Annotated in this window: 15 protein-coding genes; 7 read left to right on the top strand and 8 right to left on the bottom strand. The window is 36.6% G+C overall.

The window, feature by feature from the left end:
• The first annotated feature begins 24 nt into the window (after nucleotides 1–24).
• Genes C1T31_RS01660 through C1T31_RS13985 form a run of 3 tightly spaced genes read left to right on the top strand, consistent with a single transcriptional unit; the run spans nucleotide 25 to nucleotide 2,057 of the window.
• Entirely contained in the window at nucleotides 25–525 is a 501-nt protein-coding gene (locus C1T31_RS01660; RefSeq protein WP_103050720.1) for a GNAT family N-acetyltransferase, read from the top strand.
• Nucleotides 522–1,856: an MATE family efflux transporter gene (locus C1T31_RS01655; RefSeq protein WP_103050719.1), complete on the top strand. Its 1,335-nt coding sequence runs from the start codon at nucleotides 522–524 to the stop codon at nucleotides 1,854–1,856. Before C1T31_RS01660 ends, C1T31_RS01655 begins: the two co-directional genes overlap by 4 nt.
• Before the next feature lie 21 nt (nucleotides 1,857–1,877).
• Complete coding sequence (locus C1T31_RS13985) at nucleotides 1,878–2,057, top strand: hypothetical protein (protein ID WP_123912613.1); 180 nt, start codon at nucleotides 1,878–1,880, stop codon at nucleotides 2,055–2,057.
• Nucleotides 2,058–2,139: 82 nt separating this feature from the next.
• Here the strand turns inward: C1T31_RS13985 and C1T31_RS01650 are convergent, their stop codons facing one another.
• A complete protein-coding gene (locus C1T31_RS01650) occupies nucleotides 2,140–2,781 on the bottom strand; it encodes a 2OG-Fe(II) oxygenase (protein ID WP_103050718.1) in 642 nt (213 codons plus the stop codon).
• 90 nt (nucleotides 2,782–2,871) lie between these two features.
• On the opposite strand from C1T31_RS01650, the gene C1T31_RS01645 reads away from it, so the two are divergent.
• A complete protein-coding gene (locus C1T31_RS01645; RefSeq protein WP_103050717.1) occupies nucleotides 2,872–3,330 on the top strand; it encodes a 6-pyruvoyl trahydropterin synthase family protein in 459 nt (152 codons plus the stop codon).
• A 149-nt stretch (nucleotides 3,331–3,479) separates the two neighbouring features.
• A complete protein-coding gene (locus C1T31_RS01640; RefSeq protein ID WP_103050716.1) occupies nucleotides 3,480–4,232 on the top strand; it encodes a UDP-2,3-diacylglucosamine diphosphatase in 753 nt (250 codons plus the stop codon).
• Here the strand turns inward: C1T31_RS01640 and C1T31_RS01635 are convergent.
• From C1T31_RS01635 to C1T31_RS01620, 4 genes are read right to left on the bottom strand one after another with little or no spacing between them, the layout of a single operon-like run.
• The gene (locus C1T31_RS01635) at nucleotides 4,229–5,500 is read right to left on the bottom strand and encodes an MFS transporter (protein ID WP_103050715.1); all 1,272 of its coding nucleotides are present in this window, start codon (nucleotides 5,498–5,500) and stop codon (nucleotides 4,229–4,231) included. The genes C1T31_RS01640 and C1T31_RS01635 overlap by 4 nt on opposite strands.
• Before the next feature lie 3 nt (nucleotides 5,501–5,503).
• Complete coding sequence (locus C1T31_RS01630; protein ID WP_103050714.1) at nucleotides 5,504–6,601, bottom strand: OmpA family protein; 1,098 nt, start codon at nucleotides 6,599–6,601, stop codon at nucleotides 5,504–5,506.
• Nucleotides 6,598–8,283 carry a single-stranded-DNA-specific exonuclease RecJ gene (recJ, locus tag C1T31_RS01625; RefSeq protein WP_103050713.1) on the bottom strand — a complete coding sequence of 562 codons (1,686 nt, stop codon included), beginning with the start codon at nucleotides 8,281–8,283 and terminating at the stop codon, nucleotides 6,598–6,600. Before recJ ends, C1T31_RS01630 begins: the two co-directional genes overlap by 4 nt.
• Before the next feature lies 1 nt (nucleotide 8,284).
• Complete coding sequence (locus C1T31_RS01620; RefSeq protein ID WP_103050712.1) at nucleotides 8,285–8,710, bottom strand: OsmC family protein; 426 nt, start codon at nucleotides 8,708–8,710, stop codon at nucleotides 8,285–8,287.
• Nucleotides 8,711–8,856: 146 nt separating this feature from the next.
• On the opposite strand from C1T31_RS01620, the gene C1T31_RS01615 reads away from it, so the two are divergent.
• A complete protein-coding gene (locus C1T31_RS01615) occupies nucleotides 8,857–9,447 on the top strand; it encodes a carboxymuconolactone decarboxylase family protein (RefSeq protein WP_103050711.1) in 591 nt (196 codons plus the stop codon).
• Nucleotides 9,448–9,451: 4 nt separating this feature from the next.
• Here C1T31_RS01615 and C1T31_RS01610 read toward each other — a convergent pair whose 3' ends face one another.
• Both C1T31_RS01610 and rsmI read right to left on the bottom strand, forming a co-directional pair.
• The gene (locus C1T31_RS01610) at nucleotides 9,452–9,889 is read right to left on the bottom strand and encodes a hypothetical protein (protein WP_103050710.1); all 438 of its coding nucleotides are present in this window, start codon (nucleotides 9,887–9,889) and stop codon (nucleotides 9,452–9,454) included.
• Nucleotides 9,890–9,893: 4 nt separating this feature from the next.
• Nucleotides 9,894–10,565 carry a 16S rRNA (cytidine(1402)-2'-O)-methyltransferase gene (rsmI, locus tag C1T31_RS01605; protein ID WP_103051288.1) on the bottom strand — a complete coding sequence of 224 codons (672 nt, stop codon included), beginning with the start codon at nucleotides 10,563–10,565 and terminating at the stop codon, nucleotides 9,894–9,896.
• 87 nt (nucleotides 10,566–10,652) lie between these two features.
• On the opposite strand from rsmI, the gene C1T31_RS01600 reads away from it, so the two are divergent.
• Nucleotides 10,653–13,691 (top strand): gliding motility-associated C-terminal domain-containing protein, encoded by a 3,039-nt coding sequence (locus tag C1T31_RS01600; protein WP_103050709.1) that lies wholly within the window; start codon nucleotides 10,653–10,655, stop codon nucleotides 13,689–13,691.
• A 4-nt stretch (nucleotides 13,692–13,695) separates the two neighbouring features.
• On the opposite strand, the gene C1T31_RS01595 is transcribed toward C1T31_RS01600, so the two are convergent.
• Nucleotides 13,696–14,430 (bottom strand): hypothetical protein, encoded by a 735-nt coding sequence (locus tag C1T31_RS01595; protein ID WP_103050708.1) that lies wholly within the window; start codon nucleotides 14,428–14,430, stop codon nucleotides 13,696–13,698.
• Nucleotides 14,431–14,490: the final 60 nt, after the last annotated feature.

Raw genomic sequence — 14,490 nt, 5'->3', positions numbered from 1 at the left:
TTTATGCAAAAGTAAATATAATATATGATTCGGAAAGCAACGGAAAAAGATATTGATAGAATTTTAACGGTTACCAGAGCTTGTGCCCAACACATGATAGGTCAAGGAATTTTACAATGGAATGATTCCTATCCAAACAAATCTGCTTTTCTTATTGATATTCAAAGAGGGGAATTATATGCTTTGGAAAAAAACAATAACATTGTTGGTTGTATCACTATTTCGACTTTAATGGATTCCGAATATGTTCCAATTAAATGGTTGACAGAGAACAAGCATAACTTATATATTCACCGTTTAGCTATCATTCCTGAATTTCAAGGTCAAGGATTTGCACAACGTTTAATGGATTTTGCCGAAGATTTTGCCATAAAAAACAACTATACCTCTATAAGATTAGACACGTTTTCACAGAACAAAAGAAACCAAAAGTTTTACGAACTTCGTGGTTATAAAAAATTGGGTTCTGTTTATTTCCCTAATCAAAGTGAACATCCTTTTTATTGTTATGAACTAGTTCTGTGAGTACGCCTATAACTTTAAAACATATTAACAAACTGGCTATTCCTGCTTTAATTTCAGGAGTTTCAGAGCCTATTCTTTCTATAACCGATACTGCCATTGTTGGAAATATGCCTGTAGATGCAACCGAATCTCTTGCTGCCGTTGGAATTGTTGGTGCTTTTATTTCCATGCTTATTTGGGTATTAGGCCAAACGCGCAGTGCTATTTCTTCTATCGTTTCTCAATATGTTGGCGCCGACAATTTAGACAAGGTAAAAGACCTGCCTGCCCAAGCCATATTTATTATTACATCTTTAAGCATCCTCATTATTTTAATCACTTACCCTCTTGCAGAACCCATCTTCAAACTCTATAATGCTTCCAATTTGATTCTGAATTACAGTGTGGACTATTATAGAATTCGGGTATTTGGTTTCCCATTTACATTGTTCACTATTGCTGTATTTGGAACCTTTAGAGGGCTTCAAAACACCTTTTATCCGATGATCATTGCCATTTTAGGCGCATCAGCAAACATTATTCTGGATTTTGTTTTGGTTTTTGGAGTTGAAGGGTTTATTCCAGCCATGAACATCAAAGGCGCAGCCTATGCCAGTGTTATAGCCCAACTACTAATGGCTCTAGTTTCAACTTATTATTTGTTGACAAAAACCGATATTCCTTTGCGGTTTAGTTTGCCTTTCAATAAAGAGATTAAACGATTTTTATTGATGATTGCCAACTTGTTTGTGCGCACATTAGCACTTAATGTAACACTATACTATGCTAGTGCTTTTTCAACCAGTTATGGGAAGGAATATATAGCTGCTTATACTATAGCTATTAACTTGTGGTTTTTAGGCGCTTTTATAATTGATGGATACGCCAGTGCTGGTAATATATTATCTGGAAAACTTTTTGGGGCCAAAGATTTTAGAAAGCTCATGGAATTAAGCAATAAACTTATTAGATATGGTATCATCGTCGGAATAATTATGGGTGCAATCGGTGCCCTAATATATTATCCTGTTGGAACACTTTTTACAAAAGATGAAGCTGTGTTAGCCGAGTTCTACAAAGTATTTTGGTTGGTACTTGCCATGCAACCCTTATGTGCCTTGGCTTTTATATTTGATGGCATGTTTAAAGGATTGGGTAAAATGAAAATGCTTCGAAACGTGTTATTATTTTCCACCTTTTTGGTTTTTGTGCCTATATTGTTTTGGCTAGATTATCTGGACTACAAACTCTATGCTATTTTTATTGCATTTACCCTATGGATTATAGCCAGAGGGCTTCCGTTAATCATAAAATTTAGAAAAGAATTTTTACCGCTCTCTCAAAACAGTTAAATTTGAAATACTAATTAATGTATGATGTTTTTGCTTTTAACAACCTTGCAACAGGTCAATATTGAAGAAAAAATAAAGGAAGCGCCTGATAGTTCCTATGAAATAGGTGTGTTTATCGGATCCTTTTTACCCTTTGTGGTTTTAGTTGCTATTGCTTATGCTATTTACAGATACAATAAGAAAAATTTAAACAACGATTAATATGGGAGGAAATATGCTATTTTTGGTACTTGCTGTAGTACTGATTATCATTTACGTTTACAATCGCAATAAACGTCGCTAATTAACGCGTTTTAAGCCATCCTGTTATACTCATGCGTTCTGTTTTAACAGGTTTAACTTCGTGTTCGATAATTTGACTTTCAAAAATTACGACACGCCCAGGCAAGGGATAAATGACCTTTTCAGTTTCCTGTCCATTATCATTTAAATATAATACCAGTTCACCACCGTTTTCGGGAAGCCAACCATCCTCATTTAAATAGCAAACAAATGATAATTTCCGTCTATCATCATTTTGAAAGGTATCAATATGTCGTTTATAAAAAGTGCCTTCTGGATATAAGGCATAATGGAATTCTTTTTGCAGGATTCCCATAAAGCAGGTTTTATTTAAATAAGCGATTAAATTATTGATTTTATTAAAAAAAAGCCTTTCGCTAGAATCTGCTTTGGTTTCATCCATCCATAAAATCATATCGCCTCGAATGGATTTTATAATGTTTTCATTAACACGATTGCCAATAGCCGCTTTTTTAAATTGGTCTTCTTCATGTTTCATCAATAAAGACTGTCTCAAAATAGCAACTTCGTCATCCGTAAAAAAATGTTCAACAATACTATATTTATATGTTGAAATATCGCTGATAATACTTTCATAAAGTGGATTTTCAACGAAATCGATTGCTTCAAACAGTTGATCCATAGGTCGCTAATTTTTTAAAAAGCCCGCAAATGTAATCTAAAAATCAATTGCTTCAGCAAAACAATTATCTTTGCATTGAAAAATAGTATTATGGGTACAATTCGAATCACCAAACAATTTTCTTTCGAAACCGGTCACGCGCTTTATGGCTATGACGGTAAGTGCAAAAATGTCCATGGTCACAGTTATAAATTATCGGTTACGGTAATTGGCAAACCTATTGACGACACCAATCATGTCAAGCATGGCATGGTCATTGATTTTGGTGATTTAAAAAAAATTGTTAAATCCGAAATAGTCGATGTTTTTGACCATGCCACAGTGTTTAATAAAAATACGCCTCATGTTGAGTTGGCTAAAGAATTAGAAGACCGAGGTCACAATGTGCTTTTAGTTAATTACCAACCCACCAGTGAAATGATGGTAATAGATTTTGCAAAAAAAATTAAGAAGCATTTGCCTGAACATATTACGTTACACTCATTAAAGCTGCAAGAAACGGAAACCAGTTTCGCCGAATGGTATGCAAGTGACAATACATCCCTTTGAAAAAAGGGATCTTTTGATTAGTCAATGTTTCATATGGTTATTCCTTATAGACACTTCAGCAAATCAAAAAATAAGAACTACTCAACACTTGTTACAAAAACAGCCAAAATAGATTCCTGCCTCCGCAGGAATTTGTATATATTTACTATATGAATATCCCTCAAGGAAAAAAAATATACTTCGCATCAGACAATCACCTGGGAGCTCCCACTCTAGAAGCGTCTAGGCCCAGAGAGCAAAAGTTCGTGGCTTGGTTAGATGACGTAAAACACGATGCTGCTGCTATTTTCCTTATGGGCGATTTATTTGATTTTTGGTTTGAATACAAAAAAGTGGTTCCTAAAGGCTTTACACGAACTCTTGGTAAATTAGCCGAGATCACAGATTCTGGAATACCTATATATTACTTTGTAGGAAATCACGATTTATGGATGAATGGTTATTTTGAAGAAGAACTCAATATTCCTGTTTACCATAATCCTCAAGAATACACCTTTAACGACAAAACTTTTTTTATTGGTCACGGTGATGGATTGGGTCCTGGCGATAAGGGTTATAAACGTATGAAAAGGGTTTTTACCAATCCGTTTAGTAAATGGTTATTTAGATGGTTGCATCCTGATTTGGGAGTCAGACTTGCACAGCATTTATCTGTAAAAAACAAGTTAATTTCTGGTGATGAAGATGCCAAGTTTTTAGGTGAGGATAATGAGTGGTTAGTGCAATACTGCAAACGCAAATTAGAAGATAAACACCGTGATTATTTTGTATTTGGTCACAGACATTTACCGCTTGAAATAGACCTTAACCAAACATCAATATATATCAATTTGGGTGATTGGATAAATTACTATACCTATGGTGTTTTTGATGGTGAAAATTTTGAGTTGAAGAAGTTTTAAACTTCTTCTTTTTCATGTTCCTCAATATCTTTAGTCAAATCCAAATCCCTTAGTGGTTTGTTTTTAGCGCCCATAATTGTCACAACCACCAACGTTACTGTGCCACCTAACATCACTGCCATTGGCGCTCCAAACAATCTAGCGGCAATCCCACTTTCCAGTGCTCCAAGTTCGTTAGAAGATCCAACAAACATAGAGTTAACAGCTCCTACACGGCCTCTCATATCATCAGGTGTTTTGAGTTGTAGAATGGTTTGTCGAACAACCATAGAAATGCCATCAAAAACACCGGAAAAGAACAAGGCTAAAACACTTAACCACATAAGTTTTGAGGCTCCAAAGATGATCATACAGACACCAAATCCAAAAATCGAAATCAGTAATTTTTTTCCAGTATTTTTGGTAATGGGAATATAGGTAGTTGCCAACATGGTAATGATGCTTCCGGATGAAAGCGCGGCATTAAGTATCCCAAATCCTTTGGGGCCTGCATCCAAGATATCTTTTGCAAACACCGCAAAAATGGCTACAGCACCACCAAATAACACGGCAATCATATCTAAAGTTAGTGCGCCTAAAATGACTTTGTCATTAAATACAAATCGTATTCCAGCTTCTAAACTATCTCTTACAGATTCATAAACTTCTTTGTTTAAAATAGGTTTCTGTTTTATTTGAAAAACCAAAAACAAGGCTAACAGGACCAATAAAAATATGATGCCCAATGTAATGTGAACACCTATCCAGGCAATTAAAAAACCGCCTAAGAGTGCACCAAATACATTGGCGCCTTTCCAGGTACTGCTACTCCATGTGGCTGCATTTGGATACACGCGTTTAGGAACCAATAAGGCAATAAGCGAAAAGATAGTTGGTCCAAAAAAAGATCGTAATACCCCTCCAAAAAACACCAGACCATAAATACAATATAAAATAGTTTTGGTGCTCCATGACGATTCAATGGTTTCTGACGTCAACCAAAAAAGACCGAAACTTATCAATGAAAATAATGCAATACAGAGTCTAAAAAGGTCACGCTTTTCTTTTTTATCGACAATATGACCCGCAAATGGTGCTAATAAAAACGCAGGTAAAAATTCACAAAGACCAATAATCCCTAGAGCTAGAGGATCTTCCGTTAATGCATAGACTTGCCATTCAATTACAACAAATTGCATGGACCAGGCCAAAACCAATGCAAAACGCAAAACCAAAAAGATGTTGAATTCTTTGATTCGTAATGCTGCGTAAGGGTCATTTTTCTGCATAGATTATTTAAAAATTAATTTAAATTCCACGCGCCTATTGAGAGCGCGACCTTCTTGGGTGTCGTTGTTGGCAACTGGAAATTTGTTGCCGTATCCTGTTGCCGTAATGCGTTCTGGCCTTAAGCCCTTTGATATTAAAAACAAAGCAACTTCCTTGGCGCGTAACAAGGACAGTTCATCATTCCGTTTTTGAGTACCAACATCGTCGGTATGACCATAAATTTCAATCTGTAAACGCTTATTAGCATTTAGATATTTATAAAGCTGATTTAATTCTGCTTTTGAGGATTCCAATAATTCATGTTTGTCAAAATCGAAAAGAACATTCTGTAAAGTATACACTTTGTCATTCTGCAATACTTGATCGTTTTCGATAGTTTGTGATTTTGAATAAGATACTGTTTCGGAATATAATGACTCGATACTAACATCATCAATATAGTAATAGGAAGCATCTGGGTCTTTTGTACTGCGCATCTTTATTTTGGAAACTTTACTGTTCTTATCGAAGTTTCCAATAATAAAATTTGATTCGAATCCCTTGGCTGTATATTCAAACGTTATTTTTTCCCATCCTGTTTTTTCTATATAATGACTTTGACTATTAATCAACACAAAATAACTATCAGAAACTTCATTTAAAACCTCATTTAGATTCAATAGTTTATCAGAATTCTGTTTAAAAGGTTCTTTTAAAAACAAAACACCCAAATCTCGAATGGCATGACTACAGTTTTCGGCCAAACTGATGTAAAACGTCATGGTGTACGTCTTACCAATAAGTAAGGGCTTTGACAATTGCCCTTGAACATATTCTCGATAGTTATCAGGTGCCATAACATACATCCCGGCAAAGCCCTTTCCTGTTCTTGCACTTTGCTTTCCAAAAAAATTTGTTTCACCAACCTCCTGACTACAGGCATTAAAATAATCGGTTGAGCCAAAATTTGGCGTGCTCCAATCTAGAGCATTGTGATTAAACCCTCCAATGAGTCTCGGACATGTTTTATGTTCCTCAAAACTGGGGTTTAAAACCAGGTTTTGTGAAAAGGCGAGTTGAAAGCACAGGATAACGAATATGAAAACCCGATTATTCATCATTTTAAATCACGTAATTTCAATTGCAGTGATACGGTTCCATTCCAATGATTTTCATCGATAGTATAGACCGCTTTAAACGGTTTTCTATCCGAAATCAAATCATATTTATCGCCTAGACCAAAACCAATACCTACAATCTGCTGATTACCATCGGTTGCAGTAACACGTAAATGGGATTCGTCTTCACCTACGCATTTTCCATAACCCGTATCACGAAGATTCTCGCTCATAAAAACGGGTGTCATATTCCCAGGGCCGAAAGGTGCAAATTGTTTAATGATACGCCAAAGCTTCGCATCAATTTCAGATAATTCAATGGATAAATCAACCTTAATTTCAGGTGTCAGTAATTTCGTGTCAATGGTTTTTGAAACCACGTCTTCAAAAGCTTGTTTAAAAGCTTCATAATTTTCTTCCTTCAAGGTCAATCCAGCCGCATATTTATGCCCGCCAAACTGTTCGATATGTTCGCTACAGGCTTCTAAAGCATTATACACATCAAAACCAGACACTGAACGTGCCGAAGCCGCTAATTTGTTTCCGCTTTTAGTAAATACCAAGGTGGGCCTGTAATAGGTTTCGGTTAATCGAGAAGCCACAATACCAATAACACCTTTATGCCAAGTTTCATGGTAAACAACAGTAGTAAAACGTTCCTGTTCTTTTTGTTCTTCAATTTGCTGAAGAGCTTCTTCTGTAATTTGTCTATCTGTTTCACGTCTATCGGTGTTAAAAGTGTCTATTTCAACAGCATAAGCAGCCGCAGTATTAAAATCGGTTTCGGTTAATAGAGTTACGGCATGATTACCATGTTTCATACGCCCTGCTGCATTAATTCTGGGTGCCACAATAAAAACCACATCCGTAATGGTCAATTCTTCCTTTTTAACTTCGGCTATAATGGCTTTGATACCTGGACGCGGATTACCATTAATCACTTGCAATCCAAAATACGCCAAGACGCGATTTTCACCTGTAATAGTAACGATATCTGCACCAATAGCTGTAGCTACCAAATCTAAATATGCAACTAAATCTTCAACCGATTGGCCTCGTCTAGATGCTAATGCTTGAATAAGTTTAAACCCAACACCGCAGCCACAAAGTTCTTTATAAGGATATTCACAATCCTCACGCTTGGGATCCAAAACCGCAACCGCATTTGGTAATTGATTGCCTGGTCTGTGGTGGTCGCAAATAATAAAATCGATACCTTTTTCTTGTGCATAAGCTACTTTGTCTATAGCCTTAACACCACAATCTAAAGCAATAATAAGGGTGAACCCATTATCATCTGCAAAATCAATGCCTTGATAGGATACGCCATAACCTTCGCCATAACGATCAGGAATATAAGTAGCTACATTTGATGTTCTCGTTTTTAGATAGGAACTCATTAAAGCTACTGCTGTGGTGCCATCTACATCATAGTCTCCATAAACCAAAATATTTTCGCCATTCTCCAAAGCATGCTCAATGCGCGAAACGGCTTTATTCATATCCTGCATTAAAAATGGGTCATGTAAGTCATTTAAACTAGGCCGAAAAAAGGTTTTGGCGTCCTCATAGGTTTCAATACCACGTTGCAATAAGAGCGTAGCCACAATATCATCAACCTTTAAAGCTTCTTTGAGAACCTTCACTTTTTCCGGGTCTGGTTTAGGTTTAAGCGTCCAGCGCATACTATTTATTGTGATAGTGAATGGTAGTTTTTACATTGGCAAACTTTCGAAACATTTCCATGACACCGCAATACTTTTCAATGGACAAATCAACCGCTTTTTGAATTTTTTTCTCATCCAATTCATCGCCATAAAAATGATACTCAACTGTAACTGTGTGGTAATATTTTGGGTGTTCCTCGGTCAATTCGCCATAGGTATCCATTCTAAAATCGGATATTTTCACTTTCATTTTATCCAAAATAGATACCACATCCAATCCCGAACAACCTGCAAGGGCTGACAACATCATGGCTTTAGGACGCAAACCAGAATTATGTCCGCCATGCTCTTCTGAAGTATCGATTAGTAATGTTTTACCGCTTGGATTGTCTGATTCAAAAAGCATATTGCCTTTCCAATGTGTGGTGACTTTATTTGTTGCCATTGCTATAGATTTTTCGTTTATTGTGATGTATCATATTTCATTAAATAGGACACAATGAATATCTTAAAACACTGAATTTAACAACTTAAAATTTAGACAAAAGATATTTATTGTATGATATCAAAAATACCAATAAAAAATAGACTATGCCACTAGTAACGCCATTATCACCCGAGCATGATTTAGAGACCAAAGCGTTAGCTGAATTCTTCAATGAAACGCTTGGGTTTTGTCCAAATTCCGTGCTCACCATGCAACGGAGACCAGCCATTTCCAAGGCATTCATAAACCTCAACAAAGCCGTTATGGCCAATGAAGGTCGTGTGACCTCTGCGCTAAAACGCATGATTGCCTGGGTCAGTAGCAATGCCACGGGTTGTCGCTATTGTCAAGCGCATGCTATTCGTGCTGCGGAGCGCTATGGTGCTGAACAAGAGCAGCTGGATAATATTTGGGAATACCGTACCCATTCTGCTTTTTCTGAAGCCGAACGTGCAGCTTTGGATTTTAGTCTGGCAGCCAGTCAAGTCCCAAATGCGGTTGATGCGTCAATTCAAAAACGGTTATATGAACATTGGGATGAAGGTGAAATTGTTGAAATGCTGGGTGTGATTTCATTGTTTGGTTATTTAAACCGTTGGAACGATAGTATGGGTACCAGCATTGAAGAGGGTGCTGTAGAAAGTGGCGAACAGTATTTAGGTAAGCATGGCTGGGAAAAAGGGAAGCATGGTTAGAATACTATTGGATTTTTCTGTGGCAAAGACCTATGAGATTTTTGGAAATTAATATGTCTTTAATTCGAACTTCAGTACAAATTTTTGTAAAATCCTCCATGTAAACACATTTTTGAAAATCATCATAATTGACTGGTTTTGAATAATTTGAATTTTTGTTTGTTTTAGGTTCAGGCAATATTAAGCTCCTGATTTTAAAAGAGTACATGGAATCTAGCTTGACTTGATTGCAATCCTCATTGGATACCATTTTAGAAACAATTTTATAATTATAGTTATCTTTTGAGGCGTAAACTAGATAATAATTTTCAATTGAGTCTATCTTATAAACTTTAGCCCTAATCTCCTTAAATAAATCAACTTGGTTAGATTTTAATTCATGGTCAATTTGAGAACCTTTGCAGGAAATCAAAATCAATATTAAAATGAAAGTCCTTTTCATATAATCACTTTTTCCCTCCAACCACAATCACAATTTCGCCTTTAGGTGGTTTATTGGTATAATAATCCAGCACCTCTTTGACAGAGCCGCGAATGGTTTCTTCGTAAAGCTTGGTTAATTCACGAGATACCGAAACTGGTCTATCATCTCCAAAATACTCACAAAAATGTGCGAGTGTTTTTAAAAGCTTATGAGGAGATTCATAAAAAATCATGGTTCGGGTTTCTTCTGCCAACAAGTTTAAGCGTGTTTGCCTTCCTTTTTTTATGGGTAAAAACCCTTCAAATACAAATTTGTCATTAGGCAATCCGCTATTAACCAACGCGGGAACAAAAGCTGTTGCGCCTGGCAAACATTCTACATCAATATCGTTTTCTACACAAGCACGTGTTAATAAAAACCCAGGATCAGAAATAGCTGGTGTGCCAGCATCACTAATTAGAGCTATTGTCGTTCCGCTTTTTAATTTATTTATTAATCCTTCCACTGTTTTGTGTTCATTGTGCATGTGGTGGGACTGCGAAGGCGTGTTAATCTCAAAGTGCTTGAGGAGTTTGCCTGATGTTCGTGTGTCTTCAGCCAAAATCAAATCGACTTCCTTTAAAACCTCAATAGCCCTAAAGGTCATGTCCTTTAAATTACCAATAGGTGTGGGAACAATATAAAGTTTCATAATGTGCGGGTTTCCTCTCAAATTTACATACTTTTAAACTATATTGACGCAACCTTTTGACTATTTGTGCATCTAACTAAAAACCAATCTATGCAAAATAAAATCCTGGTACTATTTTTTATCTGCTTTTGCATTGGGATTGGGTTTAGTCAAACGACGGATTTAGCTATTTCGGTGGAGGCGCAGGATTTATCTGGTGGCGATATTTCACAAGCGCATATTTACGAAGAATTCCAATATCTGGTAACGATCACCAATTCTGGTAATGCCGTTCAAAATGCCGTTTTTAATCAAACTATTAATGCAGGCGCAACAATCATTTCGTATGCGAGCCAGAACCCAACAGGTGGCACCACACTAATAACGGATTTTGCTGTGGCAGGCAATCAAATATCTGGAACTATAGCCAATTTTCCAGCAGCTGCAAGTCTCCAGGTGAAAGTAGTATTGCGAGCACCTCCTGAAGTTGGTGGTATTGCTACAACAGTGACCATTACACCGCCCGATACTGTGACTGACACCAATGAGGGAAATAATATTTCCATTATCTCCATAGACATCACTGATATCATAGTTGACTTTACCGTATCGCATGAGCAAATTGCGCCAGCTTCTGGAACGCCAATTAGCAACTGGGGTGATACCATTACTTATCATGTGACCATTACCAACAACAGTGATATCGTTTATCCATTGGTAGGTTTTTCTGGGATTATGGAATTGAATTCCTTGGCAGTAAATGGATTGCCTATTGTTCAGTTGGTTTCTATGAGCTGTATTAATGCAACCAATGGTTCTAATTGCTATAATGATTTTAATGTTAACCCAACTCCAACAACTATTTTTGCGGCCACTCCAACAAGGGTTTATGAATTTCTTATAAATCATGAATTTCAACCTAATAGTACATTGACATTTGAAATGGTTTATGAGTTTTTAGAACCCGAATGTATATTAGATCCTGCGACATTGGAAGTTACTAGTCATATTGAAATAGCATTGGATCATGCCAACGAATCATCCAACGAATCCAATGATGTTGAAAGCATTTTGATTGAAGCAGAGCTCTGTCAAGAAACCGATGTGTGTATTGAAACCATTCAAATTTCTCCTACCGTTGGTGATTTGGTCAATTGGGGCGAATCGATAGTCTATGAAACAACCATTTGTAACAATGGCCCTTTGGATGCTGATGTAATAGCCAGTTTTAGAAACACCTCTAACAATGTGCTTTGGCAGATTACATCCATAGAGTGCATTGAAAGTGAATCAACAATACCTTGTAACACGACGACTTTCGCCAACGCTGGGCAATATTGGGTTTGTAATGTTTTTAATATGCCTGTTGGTGAAATTTTGACTGTTAGGACCACCATCCATTTTATAGAACCTGAATGTGTCATTGGCAATATTAATGGCATTGCAAGAAGCAACGTTAGTATTGAATCGTCTAATATTGAAGATAATTTCCAGAGTAATAATACCGATTTCGACAATATCGATTTACCCATGGATGTGCCACAATGCGAAGTTGTGGAGCTACAAGTTACTAAAACGCAAATAGCACCTCAATTACCTGAAGGAGGCTCTCCGAACAATACGACGGCTTGGGACACTACCATAACTTATGAAATTGTAGTTTCGAATGAAAGTGCTGTTGACACCAACATTGTATTGAGTGATTACTATGAGCTTGATGCAACTTCCAATATTCCCGAAGCGGTACTTGAGTCCGTAACCTGTGTATCTACAACCGGAAGTGCTTCTTGCTTTGATATTGAACATGCGAATATAGGCGTTACACTAGATGGTATATCTGACGGAAATGGTGATCCTGATGTGTTTTGGGAGATTTTGGAAGAAGATCAATGGGCACTTCCTGGTATGAGTTCTGTAACTTTTCACGTTGAAATCAATTGGATGCCTGAATGTTTATTAGGTGAAATAAAAGGAACCAATAAAGTATCGCTAGTTGCTGTTGGTCCACAATCTGATAATACGGAAGTGGGTTCACTGGCTACAACTTATTTTGCGCCTTGTGTAGATTTAGTAGTTCAAACATTTCCTGAATTCCCTACGGTTTTTGTCAATCAGCCATTTAATTGGATAATTGATATCACTAACAGCAACACAAGTGATGAAATTATCGATGCCGAATTTATTGATACTTTAGACGACAGATTTACTATTACCGGAACACCTACCTGCCAAGTGACTTCCGGTAACGCAACGTGTATTACATCATTCAATGTTTCTGGAAATACTATTTCGGGAATCATTCCACAAATGGATATTGGTTCAACAGTAAGGGTTTTTATTCCTGTTGAAGCGCCTAATATTGGTGGTGCCTTTGTTAATACTGCGGAAGCTATTCCGAGCCCAATAAACAACGAAGAACTCACGCCAGAAACCAATATTTCAATCAGTAGTGTACAGGTATTGGCGCCAACATTGGAAAAATGGTTTGACCCAGATGTCATTTACACACATGAAGAAAGTACTTTAACCTTCACCGTATATAGTGTAGATTCCGGAGAGACCGAAAGCAATATTTCCTTTACCGATAATTTACCCAACGGACTCGTATTGACATCGCAACCTGTTTGGGTTAATAGCAATGGTAGTACAGGAACTTTCGTTGGCGATATTGGTGATAACTTTGTAGGTATTACTAATTTAAATATTCCGCAAAGTGCTTCTGACTGCACATTTTCGGTAACGGTTACTTCTGCTATTCCTGGAATATACATAAACAACCACACCAATTTTACGAATCAGAATAATATTGACACTTCTGAAGTTTTGGCCCAGTTGGAAGTTATTCAGAGTCCAAATGCACCTGTTGATTGCTTGGAAGTCCCTGAAGTTTTCACGCCTAATAACGATGGCATTAACGATTATTTTGAAATACCTTGTTTGGATGACTACGAAACCAACCGTCTAAAAGTTTTTAATCGTTATGGTGTATTGGTTTTTCAACAGGAAAACTACGATAATTTATGGGATGGCAAACCTAATCAAGGATTGCTACACAATTCAGGTAAAGCCCTTCCTGTGGGAACCTATTACTATATTCTTGAAGTTGGAAATGAAAAACCAATTGTGGGTTGGGTGTACTTAAATTACTAGATAATTACGCGTCGTATTTACTTTCTATGATTTCCATAAAACGGATTTCATAATCCTCTTTCCCCTTCCAATTGCCATAATCAGGTTTTACCATATTTTGGATAAAGGCTTTGACATCTTCAAAGGAGTTAATGGTATTAATTTGTGAAAGTACACGATCATAATCTTCTGATTTTCCTTCAAAAAGATGCTTTATAAAAGCAATCTTATCATTTAAACCTATGTTTAGACCTTTCTTTAATTTGTCGTTAAGGGACTTTTTTCCTTCTTGTTTAGCTTTATCAACAGGTTCAAATACAGGTTCTTCAAAAAAATCAGCCGTAAGATCATCTAAATTATTCTTATGTATCTGTGTTTTGGTTCCAGCTTTTTCAAAAATGGCATCAACCACCTGTGCTTCTTGAGGCATTTGGGCTACCATATCCTTAATTTTTTCAATGGCTGGCTCCATAATTTCCTCATGTTCGGAATCATCTAGGTTGACATAAATTTTGTCTTCAAACTCGATATTGTCACTAACCTTATTGTTAAAAGCAACATCCAACATCTCAAAAAATGACGAGTCATTACCAATCGTCGGTAACTCATCTTCAAGGTTTTCTTTAGCAAACTTCAAAACGGTGAGCTTTTCATAAAGCGCTGCTACTTCTTGATGCATTTTATCTATATCATCTTGGCCTTTTAGTTTAAGTATTCTATGTGCTATACTCATTAACTCGGCTTCGAGCTTCTTCTTCATAATTTTTTATATTTAAAACAGATTAATGCTTTTGATTTTTAATAAATTTACGCCACCTTT

The organism is Hanstruepera neustonica (assembly GCF_002895005.1).
In the GTDB taxonomy this organism is placed as follows: Bacteria; Bacteroidota; Bacteroidia; order Flavobacteriales; family Flavobacteriaceae; genus Hanstruepera; species Hanstruepera neustonica.
This window is presented reverse-complemented; position numbering and strand designations above follow the sequence as displayed.

Coding starts and splice junctions, on each gene's coding strand:
- C1T31_RS01660 (WP_103050720.1), top strand. CDS start 25: ATGATTCGGAAAGCAACGGAAAAAGATATTGATAGAATTTTAACGGTT.
- C1T31_RS13985 (WP_123912613.1), top strand. CDS start 1,878: ATGATGTTTTTGCTTTTAACAACCTTGCAACAGGTCAATATTGAAGAA.
- C1T31_RS01650 (WP_103050718.1), bottom strand. CDS start 2,781: ATGGATCAACTGTTTGAAGCAATCGATTTCGTTGAAAATCCACTTTAT.
- C1T31_RS01645 (WP_103050717.1), top strand. CDS start 2,872: ATGGGTACAATTCGAATCACCAAACAATTTTCTTTCGAAACCGGTCAC.
- C1T31_RS01640 (WP_103050716.1), top strand. CDS start 3,480: ATGAATATCCCTCAAGGAAAAAAAATATACTTCGCATCAGACAATCAC.
- C1T31_RS01635 (WP_103050715.1), bottom strand. CDS start 5,500: ATGCAGAAAAATGACCCTTACGCAGCATTACGAATCAAAGAATTCAAC.
- C1T31_RS01630 (WP_103050714.1), bottom strand. CDS start 6,601: ATGATGAATAATCGGGTTTTCATATTCGTTATCCTGTGCTTTCAACTC.
- recJ (WP_103050713.1), bottom strand. CDS start 8,283: ATGCGCTGGACGCTTAAACCTAAACCAGACCCGGAAAAAGTGAAGGTT.
- C1T31_RS01620 (WP_103050712.1), bottom strand. CDS start 8,710: ATGGCAACAAATAAAGTCACCACACATTGGAAAGGCAATATGCTTTTT.
- C1T31_RS01615 (WP_103050711.1), top strand. CDS start 8,857: ATGCCACTAGTAACGCCATTATCACCCGAGCATGATTTAGAGACCAAA.
- C1T31_RS01610 (WP_103050710.1), bottom strand. CDS start 9,889: ATGAAAAGGACTTTCATTTTAATATTGATTTTGATTTCCTGCAAAGGT.
- C1T31_RS01600 (WP_103050709.1), top strand. CDS start 10,653: ATGCAAAATAAAATCCTGGTACTATTTTTTATCTGCTTTTGCATTGGG.
- C1T31_RS01595 (WP_103050708.1), bottom strand. CDS start 14,430: ATGAAGAAGAAGCTCGAAGCCGAGTTAATGAGTATAGCACATAGAATA.